The organism is Cupriavidus sp. P-10, from assembly GCF_003402535.2.
Classification (GTDB): Bacteria; Pseudomonadota; Gammaproteobacteria; order Burkholderiales; family Burkholderiaceae; genus Cupriavidus.
Genome location: NZ_AP025170.1, coordinates 2,798,707 through 2,816,791 on the forward strand (window position 1 = coordinate 2,798,707; position 18,085 = coordinate 2,816,791).

Genomic DNA, 18,085 nt, shown 5'->3' on the forward strand with positions numbered 1-18,085 from the left:
CGGCATATTCCGGCATATTCCGACATTTCCCGGCATCATTGCGCGCATTCCTTCGACTCCGTCAGGCAGCGAGCATGCAGCCAGCAGACCCTTCGGCATCGGGCCGCAAACCTTACCGGATCGGCCAGGATTTCGAGCGCGGCCTGGTCTGGTTCCGGCGCGACCTGCGCGCCAGCGACCACGCGGCGCTGCATTATGCCCTCAGGCATTGTGCCCGGGTATGGTGTGTCTTCGTGTTCGATCGCGACATCCTCGACCCGCTGCTGGCGCGCGGCCTGCAGGCGGACCGGCGCGTCGAGTTTATCCTCGATTCGGTGCGGGAGCTGGCCGACACGCTCGCCGCGGCAGGCGGCGGGCTGATCGTGCTGGACGACCGCGCTGTCGACACGATTCCCGCGCTGGCGCAAGCGCTGGACGTCCAGGCGGTCTTTGCCAACCACGACTACGAGCCTGCCGCCAGCGCCCGCGATGACACCGTGCGCCAGGCGCTGGCGGCACAGGTACGCCTGCTGTTCACGTTCAAGGATCAGGCCATCTTCGAGCGCGACGAGATCCTGAACGGCCAGCGCAAGCCGTTCTCGGTGTTCACGCCGTACAAGAATGCCTGGCTGCGGACGGTGCAGCCGTTCGACCTGCGCCCGTATCCGATCGACCCGTACCTGCACGCGCTGGCGCCGGTGCCAAAGGCGTATCGCAAGCCGTTGCCGACGCTCGAACAGCTCGGCTTCCGCACCAGCAACCTCGCCGAGATCGCCATGCCGACCGGCGCCACAGGCGCACAAGCCCTGCTCGAAGAATTCACCGAGCGCATCGGCGACTACGGCCGCCGCCGCGACTACCCTGCCCTGCGCGGCCCCAGCTACCTGTCGGTGCACCTGCGCTTCGGCACCATCCCGATCCGCACGCTGGCGCGCACGGCGCACGAGGCGGTGCTGCGCGGCGGCGCCGACAGCGCGGGCGCGGCGGTGTGGTTGTCGGAGCTGGTCTGGCGCGATTTCTATTTCATGATCCTGCACCACCATCCGCAAGTGGCCGACGGCGCCGCCTTCCACCCGGCCTATGACAAGATCCGCTGGCAGGACGGCGAAACCGGCGAGCGCTATTTCCGCGCCTGGTGCGATGCGGCCACCGGCTATCCGCTGGTCGATGCCGCCATGCTGCAGATCCGGCAGAGCGGCTATATGCACAACCGGCTGCGCATGGTCACGGCCAGCTTCCTGGTCAAGGACCTGGGCGTGGACTGGCGCCGCGGCGAGCAGTACTTTGCCGACCAGCTCAATGACTTCGATTTTTCCGCCAACAACGGGGGGTGGCAATGGGCGGCATCGACCGGCTGCGACGCGCAGCCGTGGTTCCGCATCTTCAACCCGGTGACGCAGTCGCAGAAGTTTGACCCCCAGGGCCGCTTTATCCGCAAATACCTGCCGCAGCTGGCGGCGTTACCGGACAAATACCTGCATGCGCCATGGACAGCGCCCGACGATGTGCTGGCCGACGCCGGCGTGCGGCTGGGCGAGGACTACCCGCGTCCGCTGGTGCAGCACGACGTGGCGCGCAAGGAAACGCTGGCGCGGTATGGGGTGGTGAAGGAAGCCGGCAAGCGCAGCGCCGCCGGCCTGGAGAAGGACGGCCCGGACGACTGAACGCCCGGCGTTGCGGCAGCGGCTGCCCGCTTGCTCAGGCCGCCAGCATGGCGCTTTCGCGATAGTGCCGCTGCGCGTCCTCGAAGCGCTCGGTTTCCTCGAACAGCCGGGCCAGCGCCAGGTGCGTGCGCACGCGCAGCCGGCGCTGCTGGTCGATATCTGCGTATTTCAGCGCGCGCTCGAAGCTGGACTGGGCCTTGCCCCACAGCTTCTCGCCCAGGCACAGCACGCCCAGCGTGTAGTAGAGGTCGGCATCGGCCGGATGCGCGGCCAGCCATTTTTCGGCCTGCTGGATCTGCGGCAATGCGTGGCCGGGCACCGCGCAGTCGGCGTAGCGCAGCACCAGGCGGCTGTCCCAGTTGACCTTGAGCGCGTCCTCGACAATGCGGCGGGCTTCGTTCTGCCGGCCCAGCGCGGCAAAGTAGCGCGCGGCGGGTTCGGCGATGCGCGTGGCGCGGCGCTCGTCGGCGGACAGCGAGCGCCAGAATTCACCGAGGGCGTCGGCATCGTGGCGGCGCTCGTCGAGCATGGCCTCGACCGCCATCTGCTTTAGCCGCAGCGCCAGCACCGGATGCAGCGCGTTGCGCTTCTCCAGCGAACGCGCCAGGCGCAGCACCTCGGACCAGTTTTTCAAGTGCTGGTGCGCGCGCAGCGCGATGCGCTGCACGTGGATCTGGCGTCCGCCCTGCGCCTGCAGCTGGGCGATGGTTTCCAGCGCGCCGTCGGCATCGCGGGCGTCGACCAGCAGCTCGGCCATCGACACCAGCCGGGCCTGCTCGCGCTCGGGGTCGGTCACCTGCGACATCCAGGCATCGCGCCGTTCGGTCTCCTGCATCCGGTGCGCGGCGCGCGCGCCGATCAGTGCCGCGGTCTGGGCCTGGTCGTCCCACGACTGGGCCTCGCGCGCGCAGCGCTCGGCGCGGGCAAAGCGGCCGGCGAACAGGTTCTCGATCGATTCGCGCAGCGCCGCCTGCGCCTTGTTCATGCGGCTGCGTTCGCGGTAGGCGGCGGCGCGGCGGGGCATGTCGCCCAGATGGCGGATGGTGGACATCACCGTCCAGACCACGAAGAACACCAGCAGCAGCAAGGCCAGCGCCAGGTTCAGCGACAGCTCGACACGGTAAGGCGGATAGAACAGCACCACATTGCTGTGGTTGAACTGCGTGAAGAGCGCCAGCCCGACGGCGCCGCCGAACAGGACCGCAACCCAGAACAGAAGGCGCATGGGGCTTACTCCTTCTTCAGGGCGTGCAACGCGCCCAGGCTCTCGGACATGGTCGGCAACTGCACCGTGACCGCGCCCGCCTGTGCCTGCCTGAGCAGGGTCAGCACGCCCTGCACGCGGCGCGACTTGGTGTCGAAATACCGGCCGATCATCGCCTGCGCGGCTGCGAGGTCGTTACGGAACACCGCCTCGTTGCGCGACAGCAGCGCCAGCCGCGCATTGAGCAGGCGCAGCTTGACGTTCTCGCGCAGGAACCAGCCCTGATCACCGGATAGCAGCAGCGCCTCGGCATCGTCGACCTTGCGGATGCGGACGACCTGGGCGATCTCGTCGCGCAGATAGTTCCACAGGCGCGAGAACCAGCCGTTGGTGCTACCAGCGGCCGCGGGGCCGCTGGCCGCGCCCTTGCCGGCAGCGGCATCCTTGCGGGCATCGGCCTCGGTGCGTTCGAGCATGCGTTCGCTGGATAGCAGCGGCAACGCATCGACCTGGTTGATGGCTTCGTCCAGCTTGATCGCGGCGCCGGTCAGGTCGGTGTCGGGCACGGCCTTCATGCGCGCGATGTCGCGGGCAATGGCACGGCGCAGCAGGTTGTATTGCGGCTTGTCGGTGCGCGCCAGGCGGGCGTCGGCGCTTTGCAGCGCGGCCAGCGCGACCTGCACGTTGCCGGTCAGCTGCAGCTGCTGGCCGGCGTTGGTCAGCAGTTGCTGGATCTCGGCGATTTCCCAGTCGTCGCGGTTGCGCATCAGGTCTTGGTAGACCTGCTCCAGCGCCACCTGCTTGTCGCGGGTCTCGCCGACCTGGTTTTCGAGCGCGCCGACCTTGGCCTGCAGTTCCTTGACGGTGTCCTGCGCATTGCGCGTCAGTACGCGCGACTCCTGCACCAGCGCATCGTTGCTCTGCTGGCGCCGGGCGAGTTCGCCGGTCAGGTGGTCCACGCGCTGCTGCAGCCACCAGAAGCCGCCGGCAGTGGCCACCACCAGCACGGCCACCAGGGCCCACAGCGCCGCTGGCTTGCGCACGGCGGCAGGATGGCCGGCGGCGGACGCGGAAGCGCCAGGGCCCGGAGCGGGCGCGGAGGCCGCCGAAGCCGCCGAAGCTGCGGAAGGCGGCGGCGTAGCGGAGGAGGACGTGGTTTCTTGCGTCACGCGTTCGACCTTCGTTGACGTTGCAGGGACTGTGACAGCCGGCGCGAGCGCCGGTGCCTCGGCGCGCGCCGGGCTGGTGTCTGTTCTAGCGCTGGCGTGGCCCGCTCCGGACGAACCGGACGCACCGGACGCACCGGACGCACCGGACGCACCGGTCGCTCCGGCCATGCCCGGCACAGCGGCCACCGGAGCCGGATGCGGCACCGGACCGGCGTGGGCATCGGCCCATTGCCGGCACGCCACGAGCAGGCCGGCATCGCCCGGCGCGGCGCGCAGGATATGGCTGAAGCCCAGTGCCAGCGCTTGTTCGGCGATTCTCGCATGCGGCGCGATGCACTGCACCTGCCTCAAGCCTGCATTTTCCTGCGGCGACAGGTGTTGACGCGCGAGCGTATCGAGGTTACGCACCGCCTCGGAGCTGGTCAGCAGCCATACATGGGGCGGCGCGCCGGCCTGCAGGCTGTCGCGCACGGCCTGCCACTGCATCGCGCCAGGCTCCGGCAGCGTGCGCCGGTAAGCCTCGACGGCCTCGACCACGGCACCGGCCTCGCGCAGGCGGTCGCCGAGCCAGTCGCGGCCGCCGTTGCCGCGGACGATCAGGACTGGCTTGCCGGCGAGCGTGGCGGGATCGAGCCGGGCCCAGAGCGCCTCGGAATCGAAGCGTGGGCCGTCAGCGTCGTGGGTGGCGTCGTGGGTGGCGTCGTGGTTGGCGTCGTGGTTGGCGTCGTGGTTGGCATCGTGATGGGAACCGTGATTGCCATTGTCGCCGGCATCGCCGGTGTCACCGGCGCCCTGCCCGTTGGTGGCGGCGCCAGCCGGCGCGATCACCCGGCAGGCGGGCGGCGCAATGCCGCGCTCGGCCAACGCAGCCACGCTGGCCGGGCCAACCACGGCGGCCGGCACCTGCGCCGGCCATTGCGCCGTGGCGGCACCCTGCACGCCGGCCAGCGCATCCAGCGCATAGGCGATGGCGTTGGGACTGACAAAGACCACCAGCGCAAACTGCTCCAGCCGCGCCAATGCCGCGCGCAGCGGCGCGTCGTCGGCGGCCGGGCCGATCGCCAGCAGCGGAAAGCTGAGCACGTCGAGACCCGCGGCCTGCAGCGCCTCGGTCAGTTGCCGGGACTGCCCGGCGGGTCGTGTGACAACGACGGTCGGGCGGGGCATCGGGCAGCCTCAGGCGGGTGCTTGCGTGCCGGAGGAGCCGGCTGCCGGATCGGCGAGCGCGGCGAGAATCGCTTCGGCGCCCTGCGCCAGCAGGTCGCGCGCGCAAGCCTGGCCGAGGGCTTCCGCGGCAGCCAGGTCGGTGGCCGGGCCGGCAACGGCGGCGCGCAGCCCGCGCGTGCCGTCGGGCATCCCGACAAAGGCGTCAAGCTTGAGCTGGTCGCCATCCCAGTATGCGTGGGCCGCCAGCGGCACCTGGCACGAACCGTTCAGCATGCGCGCCACGGCACGCTCGGCGGCCACGGCCAGCAGCGTCGGCTGGTGGTTGAGCGGAACCAGCCAGGCGGCCAGCTCGGGGCGATTGGACGGGATCTCGATGCCCAGCGCGCCCTGCCCGGCGGCGGGCAGCGAGGCCTCGACCGGGATCAGCGCGCGGATGCGGTCGCCCATGCCCAGGCGCTTGAGCCCCGCGGCAGCCAGGATGATGGCGCCGTATTCGCCGCGATCTAGCTTGCCGAGCCGGGTGTCGAGGTTGCCGCGCAGCGGCTTGACCACCAGGTGCGGATAGCGGCTGCGCAGCAAGGCTTCGCGGCGCAGGCTGGAGGTGCCGACCACGGTCCCGGGCGGCATCTCGTCGAGCGAGGCAAAGCTGTTCGAAACCAGCGCGTCGCGCGGATCCTCGCGCTCCATCACAGCGGTCAGCGCAAAGCCGGGAGGCAGCTCCATCGGCACATCCTTGAGCGAATGCACCGCCAGGTCCGCGCGGCCTTCGTCCATCGCGAACTCCAGTTCTTTGACAAACAAACCCTTGCCGCCGACTTTCGACAGCGTACGGTCTAGAATCTGGTCTCCGCGCGTGGTCATGCCAAGAATAGACACGTCGCACGCGGGATAGTATTGTTGCAATGCAGCACGCACATGTTCAGCCTGCCACATGGCCAGACGGCTCTCGCGGGAGGCAATGACGAGCTTTTGCGGAAGGTTGCTAGACACGACAGCGGTAGAGGAAGACGGGATGGCGGATGCTTGCATCCGTGAATGGTAGCACGCGACCCAATAGCCCCTCCGCACCAATATAGATAAGCAGACGAGGAGATTGCATGACGCAGCACGCTGCGCGCCCCACCGGCCGCAAGACCGCTTCGGGCCCATCGAGTGCATCGGCCGCGAAGGACCCGGCCGCCGGATCGGGTGAAGCAAACGGCGCATCCGCCACCAAACCGACCCGCGCGGCCCGCCGCAGCGGCACCGAAGGCAGCAGCGGCACCAGCGGCACCAAGCCGCGCACCGCCAAGCGCGTCACCAAACCCCAGCTTTCCATCGTGTCGAGCAACGGAACCACTATCGCGGCCGCTGCCGGCCGCCGCACCCCCGACAAAGACCTGCCGCTGCGCGAGGACATCCGCTTCCTGGGCCGCCTGCTGGGCGAATGCCTGCGCGAGCAGGAAGGCGACGCCGCCTTCGAGGTGGTCGAGACCATCCGCCAGACCGCGGTGCGCTTCCGCCGCGAGAACGACCGTGCCGCCGGCGCCGAGCTGGACCGGCTGCTCAAGCGCCTGTCCCGCGACCAGACCAACCAGGTGGTGCGCGCCTTCAGCTATTTCTCGCACCTGGCCAATATCGCCGAGGACCAGCACCACAACCGCCGCCGCCGCGTGCATGCGCTGGCCGGCTCGCCGCCGCAGGCCGGCAGCCTGCCGCACGCGCTGGAGAAAATCGACGCCGCCGGCGTGACCGGCAAGCAGCTGCGCAAGTTCCTGGACGAGGCGCTGATCGTGCCGGTGCTGACCGCGCACCCGACCGAAGTCCAGCGCAAGAGCATCCTGGACGCCGAGCGCGAGATCGCCCGCCTGCTGGCCGAGCGCGACCTGCCGACGACCGCGCGCGAGCGCGAGCACAATACCGCTCAGCTGCGCGCCAAGGTCACCACGCTGTGGCAGACCCGCATGCTGCGCGACGCGCGCCTGACGGTGGCCGATGAGATCGACAACGCGCTGTCTTACTACCGCACCTGTTTCCTGCGCGGCATCCCGCAGCTGATGACGGAGCTGGAAGAAGACATTGCCGCGGTGTTCCCGACCACGCGCAAGCGCAAGGGCACCCCGGGCACGCAGCCGGCACCGCTGGCGCCGTTCCTGCAGATGGGCTCGTGGATCGGTGGCGACCGCGACGGCAATCCCAACGTTACCGCCGAGACCCTGGAGCATGCCTCCAGCCAGCAGGCCCAGATGATCCTGGACTGGTATCTGGACGAAGTCCATGCGCTGGGCGCCGAACTGTCGATGTCGACGCTGATGGTCGACGCCAGCCCTGAGCTGCTGGCGCTGGCCGAGCGCTCGCCCGACCATTCCGAGCACCGTGCCGACGAGCCGTACCGCCGCGCGCTGATCGGCATCTACGCGCGCCTGGCCGCCACCTGCAAGACGCTGACCGGCCACGCCGCGCCGCGCCGCCCGGTGGCGCCGGCCGAGCCCTACGACAGCGCCGAGGCCTTCGCCGCCGACGTGCAGCTGGTGATCGACTCGCTGCGCGAAAACCACGGCCAGGCGCTGGCAGGCGCCCGCATCGACGCGCTGGCGCGTGCCATCGGCGTGTTCGGCTTCCACCTGGCGTCGGTCGACATGCGCCAGGTGTCGGACGTGCATGAGGCCGTCATCGCCGAGCTGTTCGCCGCCGCCGGCATCGCCCCGGACTACGCCGCGCTGTCCGAGCAGCGCAAGCTGGAACTGCTGCTGGCCGAGCTGCGCCAGCCGCGCCTGCTGACGCTGCCGTGGCACGAGTACTCCGAGCAGACCCGCAAGGAGCTGGCAATCTTTGCCGCCGCGCGCGAGCTGCGCAAGCGCTACGGCAAGCGCATCGCGCGCAACTACATCATCTCGCACACCGAGACGCTGTCTGACCTGGTCGAGGTCATGCTGCTGCAGAAGGAGTCCGGCATGCTGCAAGGCACGCTGGGCAGCAAGACCGACCCGGCGCGCATGGAGCTGATGGTGATCCCGCTGTTCGAGACCATCGAGGACTTGCGCAACGCCGCCGGCATCATGCAGTCGCTGCTGGACCTGCAAGGCTTCGATTCGGTGATCGCGCACCATGGCGTCGAGCAGGAAGTGATGCTCGGCTACTCGGACTCCAACAAGGACGGCGGCTTCCTGACCTCCACCTGGGAGCTGTACAAGGCCGAACTGGCGCTGGTGCAGCTGTTCGAGGAGCGCAAGGTCAAGCTGCGCCTGTTCCATGGCCGCGGCGGCACCGTCGGCCGTGGCGGCGGCCCGACCTACGACGCGATCCTGTCGCAGCCGCCGGGCACTGTGAACGGCCAGATCCGCCTGACCGAGCAGGGCGAGATCATCAACAGCAAGTTCGCCAACGCCGAGATCGGCCGGCGCAACCTGGAGACGGTGGTCGCCGCCACGCTGGAAGCATCGCTGCTGCCGCAGCAGAACGCGCCCAGGGACCTCGACATGTTCGAGGCGGTGATGCAGCAGCTGTCGGACCGCGCCTTCTCGGCCTATCGCGACCTGGTCTACGAGACCCCGGGCTTCAAGGATTACTTCTTCGCCACCACGCCGATCACCGAGATCGCCGACCTGAACCTGGGTTCGCGTCCGGCCTCGCGCAAGCTGATGGACAAGAAGCACCGCCGCATCGAAGACCTGCGGGCAATCCCGTGGGGCTTCTCGTGGGGCCAGTGCCGGCTGCTGCTGCCGGGCTGGTACGGCTTCGGCAGCGCGGTGAAGGCGTTGCTGGACAGCGCGCCGGACGACAAGGCACGCAAGTCCGCCGTCACCACGCTGCGCCGCATGGTCAAGACCTGGCCGTTCTTCTCCACGCTGCTGTCCAACATGGACATGGTGCTGGCCAAGACCGACCTGGCGGTGGCTTCGCGTTATGCACAACTGTGCGATGACGCGGCGCTGCGCCGCACCGTGTTCAACCGCATCAGCAAGGAATGGCACCTGACCAGCGAGATGCTCGCGCTGATCACCGGGCACCAGGACCGGCTGGCGGACAACCCACTGCTGGCGCGCTCGATCAAGAACCGTTTCGCCTACCTGGATCCGCTGAACCACTTGCAGGTGGAGCTGCTCAAGCGCTACCGGGCGGGCAAGGACGGGGACGATATCCGCGTCCGGCGCGGCATCCACCTGACCATCAACGGGGTAGCGGCGGGGCTGCGCAATACGGGCTGACGGCAATACGGGCTGACGGCAATCGCGGGACCGCCGGTTGGCTCCCTCTCCCATCATGGGAGAGCGGAGCCAACTATCGGCAAGTCCCTGTCGCTTCAACCAACAAACGCCCCCGGCACCGGGTCCTCACCCAGCGCATGCAGCAGGATCGCCCAGTGCATCGCCTCGTCCCCGAGGATGCTGCCGGCGGCCCGGGTCAGCTCGCGGTTGTGGAAGTTCGGCAGCACACCCAGGTAGGCGGCGGTCGCGCCCTTCTCCAGTCCCGCGGCAAAGCGCAGCACATCGGCCTGGTTCTTCAGGCTCTCGGTCGGAAACTTGTATTCCGACGCTTTCTTCGCCATCACCGGCGTGCCCCCCAGCTTCGACACCGTCCCGGCCAGCACCTGCGCATGGGCCTTGTGGTGGTCCTGGAACTTCACCGCGGTGGCCAGCACCGGCTTCTGCAGCAGCCCGCTCTCCGCGCCGACCTGGTAGGCGGCGATCGCCTGGTATTCCAGCCCCAGCGCGGTATTCAGGATATTGATGTCGTCCTTGGTGCTGCCCGACTGCGTCTGCGCCCACGCCGGCATCGACTCGCCGAGCGTGATGACGGCCAGCGAGCCGAGTGCGAACAGGCCGGGCGCCTTGAGCAAGCCGCGCCGGCGGGCATCCGGCAGCGTGATGATGGTTCCGGCCTCGCGCGCGGGCTTCTGTGACATGCGGTCCATGGTGTTCTCCTGTGAGGGATGACAACGCGGCGCCCCGTTTGGCCGGGGTGCCTGGCTTGCGCCTGTCACTTCTACGCACGCGCCGCGCGTTTGGATGCGGCGCTACCTATAATCCGGCAAAGCTCCCTTGCAAGGACCCGTCCCGGTGCCGTCCTCCCCCCAGCCGTCCTATGCCGCGCCTGCCGGTCCCGATCGGCTGGAGGCGCTGCTGCAGGCCGTGGCGGTGGGCGACCGCCAGGCACTGCGCCGCCTCTATGACCTCACCGCAACGAAACTGTTTGGCCTCGCGCTGCGTATCACTGGCAGGCGCGATCGGGCGGAGGATGTCGTGCAGGAGAGCTTTATCAGCATCTGGCACCACGCCGGCGACTACCGGCCGCACCTGGCCGCGCCGATGACCTGGATGACAGCGATCGTGCGCAACCGGGCGCTCGACAGCCTGCGCCGCGCTGCCGCGGCGCGCGTGTCGCAAACCGTTGAGCTGGAAGAAGACCTGGGCGAGTGGCTGGCCGACGACGCCGCCGGCCCCGCCGAACTGGCCGATGCCAGCCAGCAGGCGCGCGCGCTGAACCGCTGCCTGCAACGGCTGGAGCAGGCGCAGCGGCAGGCCATCGTGCTGGCCTACCTGCAGGAGCTGAGCCACGCTGAGCTGGCGGCGCGGCTGCGCGTGCCGCTGGGCACGGTCAAGTCCTGGGTCCGCCGCGGCCTGGAACGGCTGCGCCACTGCATGGAGGCGGCAACATGAAGCTGGCCGCCCATCCCGAACTGCTCGACCGCCTCGCCGCCCAGTACGCGCTGGGCGTGCTGCGCGGTGGCGCGCGCCGGCGCATGGAACACCTCGCGCGCGAAGAACCGGCGGTGCACGCCGCCATCCTGCGCTGGCAGGACCGGCTGGCCGGCGTGTCCGAGTTGCAGGCGACGGCAGAACCGGTCGACAAGGTCTGGTGCGGCATCGAAGCCCGGCTGGGCTGGAAGCCGCCCGTCGAACGTCCGGCTACGGTGCAGGCGGCCTCACCGGCTGCATCACCGGCTGCATCACCGGTTGCCTCACCGGCGGCCGGCTGGTGGCAGCGGCTTTGGTCGACCCCGGTGTTCTGGCGCGGCGCGGCGGCGGCAATGGCCGTGGTGACGGTGCTGTCGATCGGGATTGGCATGCACGGGGCGCAGCAGCGCGAGGCCGCGCCAGCCGCGGTCATCGCCGTGCTCAATGACGACCAAGCCAGGCCCGCGATGCTGGTGTCGTGGGACGCGAGCGCACGTAGCCTGATCGTGCGTCGCCTGGATCACATAAAGCTGAGCGAGCAGCAGGTGCTGCAGTTGTGGGCCCTGCCCACCGACGGCAAGCCGCGCTCGCTCGGCGTGATCGGACGGGCGCCGCAGGCCCGCCTGGCGATGGCCGCGGCCCCCGCCGCGGTGCCGGCCCTGGCGGTCAGCATCGAGCCCACCGGCGGCTCGCCCAGTGCCGACGGGCCGAGCGGCCCGGTGGTGTTCAAGGGGCCTGTGCTCCACAACCCGCTGTAACGGCGCCGGGCCGGTGCCGCCATGCCCCCCGCGGACGATATAATCGCCCTTTTCCAAAATCTCCAATTCGCTTGCGCCCGCCGACGCTCATGCGCCGGCCGCCCGCGGCGAGCCACTGCAGCCGACGTCCATGTCCACCTCCCAACTTGCCAAGAAAGGCGAAGCCTGGTCCGCCCGCTTCTCCGAACCGATGTCCGACCTGGTGAAGCGCTACACCGCCTCGGTGTTCTTCGACAAGCGCCTGGCCCTGTTCGACATCCAGGGTTCGCTGGCCCACGCGGCCATGCTGGCCAGGCAGGGCATCATCGCCGAGGCGGACCGCGCCGAGATCGAGCGCGGCATGACGCAGATCCGCGGCGAGATCGAGGCCGGCAGCTTCGAGTGGAAGCTGGACCTGGAAGACGTCCATCTGAATATCGAGGCGCGCCTGACCGCGCTGGTGGGCGATGCCGGCAAGCGCCTGCACACCGGCCGCTCGCGCAATGACCAGGTTGCGACCGACATCCGCCTGTGGCTGCGCAGCGAGATCGACAACATCATCGGCCTGCTCGGCGCGCTGCGCGTGTCGCTGCTGGACCTGGCCGACCAGAACGCCGACACCATCCTGCCGGGCTTCACCCACCTGCAGGTCGCGCAGCCGGTCACTTTCGGCCACCACCTGCTGGCTTACGTGGAAATGTTCACCCGCGATGCCGAGCGCATGGCCGACTGCCGCAAGCGCGTCAACCGCCTGCCGCTGGGCGCCGCCGCGCTGGCCGGCACCAGCTACCCGATCGACCGCGAGTTCGTGGCGCAGCAGCTGGGCTTTGACGGCGTCTGCCGCAACTCTCTGGACGCCGTGTCGGACCGCGACTTCGCCATCGAATTCTGCGCCGCCGCCGCGCTGGTGATGACGCATGTGTCGCGCTTCTCGGAAGAACTGGTGCTGTGGATGAGCCCGCGCGTGGGCTTTATCGACATCGCCGACCGCTTCTGCACCGGCAGCTCGATCATGCCGCAGAAGAAGAACCCGGACGTGCCCGAACTGGCGCGCGGCAAGACCGGCCGCGTCAACGGCCACCTGATCGGCCTGCTGACGCTGATGAAGGGCCAGCCGCTGGCGTACAACAAGGACAACCAGGAAGACAAGGAGCCGCTGTTCGACACGGTCGACACCGTCGTGGACACGCTGCGCATCTTCGCGGACATGGTGCCGGGCATCACCGTCAAGCCGGAAGCGATGCGCGCCGCCGCGCTGCAGGGCTACGCTACCGCCACCGACCTGGCCGACTACCTGGTCAAGAAGGGCCTGCCCTTCCGCGACGCCCATGAGGCCGTGGCCCACGCCGTGCGTGCCTGCGACAGCCGCCAGTGCGACCTGGCCGACCTGACCGTGGCCGAGCTGCGCGACGTGTCCGGCCTGGGCGACAAGGCCGCGCTGATCGGCGACGACGTTCACACCGTGCTGACGCTGGAAGGCTCGGTCGCCGCGCGCAACCATATCGGCGGCACCGCGCCGGACCAGGTGCGCGCTGCCATCGCTGCAGCCCGCGCCGCGCTGTAAATGCCAGACTGCGCACTGTAAGTTTCGCGTAAGTTTTACGCAAGAAAAAGCCACCGTGGCGCGAGCCCGATGGCTTTTTTCATTGGCGCTACCCGCTTTGGCGCAATCTCGCCATCGTCCGTAGGTAGTAGCCCCTAGCGCCTCCACTTTTTGTTACAGATAAACTAGGCGCCGCAAAAACCGGGGAGACAACCCATGTATTACTTGCTTGGTCTGTCACGACAGATCGACAGGTTGAATCAGCACACGGGCAGGCTTGCAAACATCATGATCCTGCTGTCGTGCCTGATCAGCGCAGGCAACGCCCTTCTGCGCTATGGCTTCAACTTGAGCGATAACTGGCCGCTCGAACTGCAGTGGTACATGTTTGCCATTGCCGTGATGTTCGGCGCCTCCTACACCTTCCAGCGCAATGAGCACGTGCGCGTAGACCTGATCTACGGCAACGTCTCCGAACGCGCGCAGCACTGGATCGACATCTTCGGCATCGTGGTGTTCCTGCTGCCGTCGTGCATCCTGTTCACCTGGCTGTCGTGGGAATCGCTGTTCCTGCCCTCGTGGCGCATCCTCGAGCAATCGGGCAACTCCGGCGGCCTGCCGCGTTACCCGATCAAGCTGGTGGTGCCCGTCGGCTTCGCCCTGCTGACGCTGCAGGGTGTGTCCGAACTGATCAAGCGCTTCGCCGCCCTCAAGGGCCTGGTGCGCATCGAATCCAAGTACGAGAGGCCGGTTCAATGATTCCGTTGGAATATATGCCGCCGATGATGTTCGGCGGCCTGGTGCTATTCATGCTGATCGGGTTCCCGGTCGCATTTTCCCTGTCGGCGGTGGGCCTGGCCTTCGGCTTCCTGGCGATCGAATGGGGCTACTTCCCGCTCAGTTTCCTGCAGGCAGTGCCTAGCCGCGTGTTTGGCAGCGTGCTGGGCAACGAGCTGCTGCTGGCGATCCCGTTCTTCACCTTCATGGGCGCGATCCTGGAGAAATGCGGGCTGGCCGAAGACATGCTCGACTCGATGGGCCAGCTGTTCGGCCCGGTGCGCGGCGGCCTGGGCTACTCGGTGATCATCGTCGGCTTTATCCTCGGCGCGATCACCGGCACGGTGGCGGCGCAGGTGATCGCCATGGCGATGATCTCGCTGCCGGTGATGATGCGCTACCGCTACAACATGAAGTACGCCACTGGCGTGCTGGCGGCATCGGGCACCATCACGCAGCTGGTGCCGCCGTCGCTGGTGCTGGTGGTGCTGGCCGACCAGCTCAAGACGCCGATGGGCAGCGCTGACGTCGGCAGCATGTACCTGGGCGCGTGGGGCCCGTCGGTGGTCCAGATCGCCCTGTTCGCGCTCTACACCTTCGTGCTGACCCGGCTCAAGCCCGACTGGCTGCCGCCGGTGCCGGCCGAGGCGCGCACGCTGCGCGGCTGGGCGCTGTGGCGCAAGTGCCTGCGCGGCATCGTCCCCTGCGCGGTGCTGATCTTCCTGGTGCTCGGCACGATCATGCTGGGCATCGCCACGCCGACGGAATCCGGCGCCATGGGCGCGGTCGGCGCGCTGGTGCTGGCGGTGATCCGTGACAAGGCGTTCACCAATATCGACCGCCAGGTCTACCGCGTCGGCATCGCCGCCACCTTGGTGGCCGCCGCGGTGGGCGTCTTCGCCTTCGGCTCGCATGTGTTCCGCATCCCGCTGGCCGTGGTCTACCTGGTCATCCTCTGGCTGTTGATCCGCGCCGGCCAGATGACCGAGCTGCGCCTGCTGATCGTCGATGCCTACCAGTCCACGGCGCGCATCACCGCGATGGTGGTGTTCATCCTGATCGGCTCCACCTGCTTCTCGGTGGTGTTCCAGGGCGTGGACGGCGGCGCGTGGGTCGAGCACCTGTTCACCTCACTGCCGGGCGGCTGGATCGGCTTCCTGATCGTGGTGAACCTGTTCATCTTCTTCCTGGCCTTCTTCCTGGACTTCTTCGAGATCGCCTTTATCGTGGTGCCGATGCTGGCGCCGGTGGCGGTCAAGGTGCTGGCGCCGGTGGTGGCCGATTCGATGGGCGGCAACCCGGAGGCCGCGGCGACAGCCGCGCTGGTGTGGTTCGGCGTGATGCTGTGCGTGAACATGCAGACCTCGTTCATGCACCCGCCGTTCGGCTTCGCGCTGTTCTACCTGCGCGGCATCGCGCCGAAGGAAGTGAAAAGCTCGGACATCTACTGGGGCGCGCTGCCCTGGGTCGGCCTGCAGATGGTGATGGTGGTGGCGGTGATCTTCTGGCCGGGCATGGTGACGGGGCTGCTGGACAAGGGGTCGCTCAAGCACAGCGGCTCGGCGGAGGTCAGCATCCCGCTTGGCGGCGAGCCGGAAAAACCGGCCTCGATACCGGGGGCGCCGTCCGCGCCGGGTTCGCTGGAGTTGCCGGGCGCCCCGGCGCAGAGCGAGCCGGCCGCGCCGCAGTTCGAGTTCGAGAAGAAGAACTGAGCCCCGGCATCGTCCGGACCGGCAAACTGGAAGAGCCCCGCAGCGATGCGGGGCTTTTTCATTGGCGCAAGCAAAAGAGAAAGCCCCGCTTGCGCGGGGCTTTTCAGGTGCCGACTTCAGCTGGCCGCTCAGGCTACCTGCTTCACGCAGTCCACGAAGTAAGCCTTCTTGCCGTCCACCTCGTCCTCCACCAGCCCGTGGATATCGGTCTCGAAGCCCGGGAACAGCTTGTTGAACTCGCGCGCGAACTTCAGGTACTGCACGATGGTGCGGTTGAAGCGCTCGCCCGGGATCAGCAGCGGAATGCCCGGCGGGTACGGCGTCAGCAGGATGGCGGTGACGCGCCCTTCCAGCTCGTCCACCGGCACGCGCTCGATCTCGCGGTGCGCCATCATCGCCCACGCGTCCGACGGCTTCATCGCCGGCTCCATGTCCGACAGGTACATCTCGGTGGTCACGCGCGCCACGTCGTTGGCCTTGTACACGCTATGGATCGCATCGCACAGGTCACGCAGGCCCATGCGCTCGTATTGCGGGTACTTGCCGACGAATTCCGGCAGCACGCGCCACAGCGGCTGGTTCTGGTCGTAATCGTCCTTGAACTGCTGCAACTCAGTCACCAGCGAGTTCCAGCGGCCCTTGGTGATGCCGATGGTGAACATGATGAAGAACGAGTACAGCCCGGTCTTCTCGATGATGATGCCGTGCTCGGCCAGGTACTTGGTGACGATCGCCGCGGGAATGCCGCGCTCGCTGAACTCGCCGTCCACGTCGAGGCCCGGGGTGATAAGGGTGGCCTTGATCGGGTCGAGCAGGTTAAAGCCGTCGGCCAGGTCGCCGAAGCCATGCCAGCGCTCGTTGGCCTTGAGCATCCACTCCTCGCGGTCGCCGATGCCGTCTTCGATCAGCGCGTCGGGGCCCCACACCTTGAACCACCAGTCGCCGTTGTTGCCGGCATCGTACTCGCCCTCGACCTTGCGCATGGCGCGGCGGAAGTCCATCGCCTCCTGGATGCTTTCTTCAACCAGCGCAGTGCCGCCAGGCGCTTCCATCATCGCCGCGGCCACGTCGCACGAGGCAATGATCGAGTACTGCGGGCTGGTCGAGGTGTGCATCAGGTACGCCTCGTTGAAGCGGTAGCGGTCCAGCTTGCGCGTCTCGGAGTCTTGCACGAGGATCTGCGAGGCCTGCGACAGGCCGGCCAGCAGCTTGTGCGTGGACTGCGTGGCGAACACCAGCGCGTCCTTGCTGCGCGGGCGGTCCTTACCGATCGCGTGCATGTTGCGATAGAAGTCGTGGAACGCCGCGTGCGGCAGCCAGGCTTCATCGAAATGCAGCGTGTCGATCTCGGCCGCCAGCATCTCCTTGATCTGCTCGGCGTTGTACAGCACGCCGTCGTAGGTGCCCTGCGTGATCGTCAGGATACGCGGCTTCTGGTTCTTGGCCTTGCTGGCGAACGGGTGCGAGGCGATCTTGCGCCTGATCGTTTCCGGATCGAACTCGCTCTTCGGGATCGGGCCGATGATGCCGTAGTGGTTACGCGTGGGCATCAGGAACACGGGAATCGCGCCCGTCATCATGATCGCGTGCAGGATCGACTTGTGGCAGTTGCGGTCCACCACCACGATGTCCCCCGGCGCCACGTTGGCGTGCCACACCATCTTGTTCGACGTCGAGGTACCGTTGGTGACGAAGAACATGTGGTCCGAGTTGAAGATGCGCGCGGCATTGCGCTCGGACGCCGCCACCGGGCCGGTGTGGTCGAGCAGCTGGCCGAGTTCATCCACCGCGTTGCAGACGTCGGCGCGCAGCATGTTCTCGCCGAAGAACTGGTGGAACACCTGGCCCACCGGGCTCTTCAGGAATGCCACGCCGCCCGAGTGGCCCGGGCAGTGCCACGAGTAAGAGCTGTCCTGCGCGTAGTCGATCAGCGCCTTGAAGAACGGGGGCGCCAGCGTGTCCAGGTAGACCTTGGCCTCGCGGATGATATGGCGCGCGACGAACTCCGGCGTGTCCTCGAACATATGGATGAAGCCGTGCAGCTCGCGCAGGATATCGTTGGGGATATGGCGCGAGGTGCGGGTCTCACCATAAAGGAAGATCGGCAGGTCCGAGTTGCGGCGGCGCACTTCGGCAACGAAGGCGCGCAGCTTCTCGATCGCGGCGGCTTCGGGCTGGTCGTCGTCGCGCACGAACTCATCGTCGTCGATCGACACGATAAAGGTCGACGCGCGGCTGGACTGCTGCGCAAACGACGTCAGGTCGCCGTAGCTGGTCAGGCCCATGACCTCCATGCCTTCTTTCTCGATCGCCTCGGCCAGCGCGCGGATGCCCGAGCCGGAGATGTTCTCGGAGCGAAAGTCTTCGTCAATGATGATGACGGGAAAGCGGAATTTCATTGGGCATCCTTGATGGAAAGCAGGACATAAAGGACTTGAGCCACATGGCCGGCAGGGGTTCCCCTGCGACGGCGACA

At 67.9% G+C, this 18,085-nt stretch carries 12 protein-coding genes; 7 read left to right on the forward strand and 5 right to left on the reverse strand.

Annotated elements, in window-relative coordinates; genetic code table 11:
* Nucleotides 1–74: 74 nt before the first annotated feature.
* A complete protein-coding gene (locus tag CTP10_RS12905; protein ID WP_116317931.1) occupies nucleotides 75–1,643 on the forward strand; it encodes a cryptochrome/photolyase family protein in 1,569 nt (522 codons plus the stop codon).
* A gap of 34 nt (nucleotides 1,644–1,677) precedes the next feature.
* On the opposite strand, the gene CTP10_RS12910 is transcribed toward CTP10_RS12905, so the two are convergent.
* From CTP10_RS12910 to hemC, 3 genes are read right to left on the reverse strand one after another with little or no spacing between them, the layout of a single operon-like run.
* On the reverse strand, nucleotides 1,678–2,868 hold the full coding sequence (locus CTP10_RS12910; protein ID WP_116317932.1) for a heme biosynthesis protein HemY: 1,191 nt from the start codon (nucleotides 2,866–2,868) through the stop codon (nucleotides 1,678–1,680).
* 5 nt (nucleotides 2,869–2,873) lie between these two features.
* Entirely contained in the window at nucleotides 2,874–5,183 is a 2,310-nt protein-coding gene (gene hemDX / locus CTP10_RS12915; RefSeq protein WP_116317933.1) for a fused uroporphyrinogen-III synthase HemD/membrane protein HemX, read from the reverse strand.
* Nucleotides 5,184–5,192: 9 nt separating this feature from the next.
* Entirely contained in the window at nucleotides 5,193–6,212 is a 1,020-nt protein-coding gene (gene hemC / locus CTP10_RS12920; protein WP_116317934.1) for a hydroxymethylbilane synthase, read from the reverse strand.
* Nucleotides 6,213–6,280: 68 nt separating this feature from the next.
* Here hemC and ppc point away from each other — a divergent pair, with 68 nt between their 5' ends.
* Nucleotides 6,281–9,370, forward strand: a complete 3,090-nt coding sequence (gene ppc / locus CTP10_RS12925) for a phosphoenolpyruvate carboxylase (RefSeq protein WP_116317935.1) — start codon at nucleotides 6,281–6,283, stop codon at nucleotides 9,368–9,370.
* 95 nt (nucleotides 9,371–9,465) lie between these two features.
* On the opposite strand, the gene CTP10_RS12930 is transcribed toward ppc, so the two are convergent.
* Nucleotides 9,466–10,077 (reverse strand): ferritin-like domain-containing protein, encoded by a 612-nt coding sequence (locus CTP10_RS12930; protein WP_199414522.1) that lies wholly within the window; start codon nucleotides 10,075–10,077, stop codon nucleotides 9,466–9,468.
* A gap of 145 nt (nucleotides 10,078–10,222) precedes the next feature.
* Between CTP10_RS12930 and CTP10_RS12935 the strand changes: the two genes are divergently transcribed.
* From CTP10_RS12935 to CTP10_RS12955, 5 genes are all read left to right on the forward strand, one after another.
* Entirely contained in the window at nucleotides 10,223–10,822 is a 600-nt protein-coding gene (locus CTP10_RS12935; protein ID WP_116317936.1) for a sigma-70 family RNA polymerase sigma factor, read from the forward strand.
* Nucleotides 10,819–11,598 (forward strand): anti-sigma factor, encoded by a 780-nt coding sequence (locus tag CTP10_RS12940; protein ID WP_116317937.1) that lies wholly within the window; start codon nucleotides 10,819–10,821, stop codon nucleotides 11,596–11,598. The genes CTP10_RS12935 and CTP10_RS12940 overlap by 4 nt, the downstream gene beginning before the upstream one ends.
* Nucleotides 11,599–11,728: 130 nt before the next feature.
* Entirely contained in the window at nucleotides 11,729–13,141 is a 1,413-nt protein-coding gene (gene argH / locus CTP10_RS12945; protein WP_116317938.1) for an argininosuccinate lyase, read from the forward strand.
* A 195-nt stretch (nucleotides 13,142–13,336) separates the two neighbouring features.
* Nucleotides 13,337–13,879, forward strand: coding sequence for a TRAP transporter small permease subunit (locus tag CTP10_RS12950; RefSeq protein ID WP_116317939.1), 543 nt, complete (start codon nucleotides 13,337–13,339; stop codon nucleotides 13,877–13,879).
* The gene (locus CTP10_RS12955; protein ID WP_116317940.1) at nucleotides 13,876–15,609 is read left to right on the forward strand and encodes a TRAP transporter large permease; all 1,734 of its coding nucleotides are present in this window, start codon (nucleotides 13,876–13,878) and stop codon (nucleotides 15,607–15,609) included. Before CTP10_RS12950 ends, CTP10_RS12955 begins: the two co-directional genes overlap by 4 nt.
* 128 nt (nucleotides 15,610–15,737) lie before the next feature.
* Here CTP10_RS12955 and CTP10_RS12960 read toward each other — a convergent pair whose 3' ends face one another.
* On the reverse strand, nucleotides 15,738–18,008 hold the full coding sequence (locus CTP10_RS12960; protein ID WP_116317941.1) for an arginine/lysine/ornithine decarboxylase: 2,271 nt from the start codon (nucleotides 18,006–18,008) through the stop codon (nucleotides 15,738–15,740).
* Nucleotides 18,009–18,085: the final 77 nt, after the last annotated feature.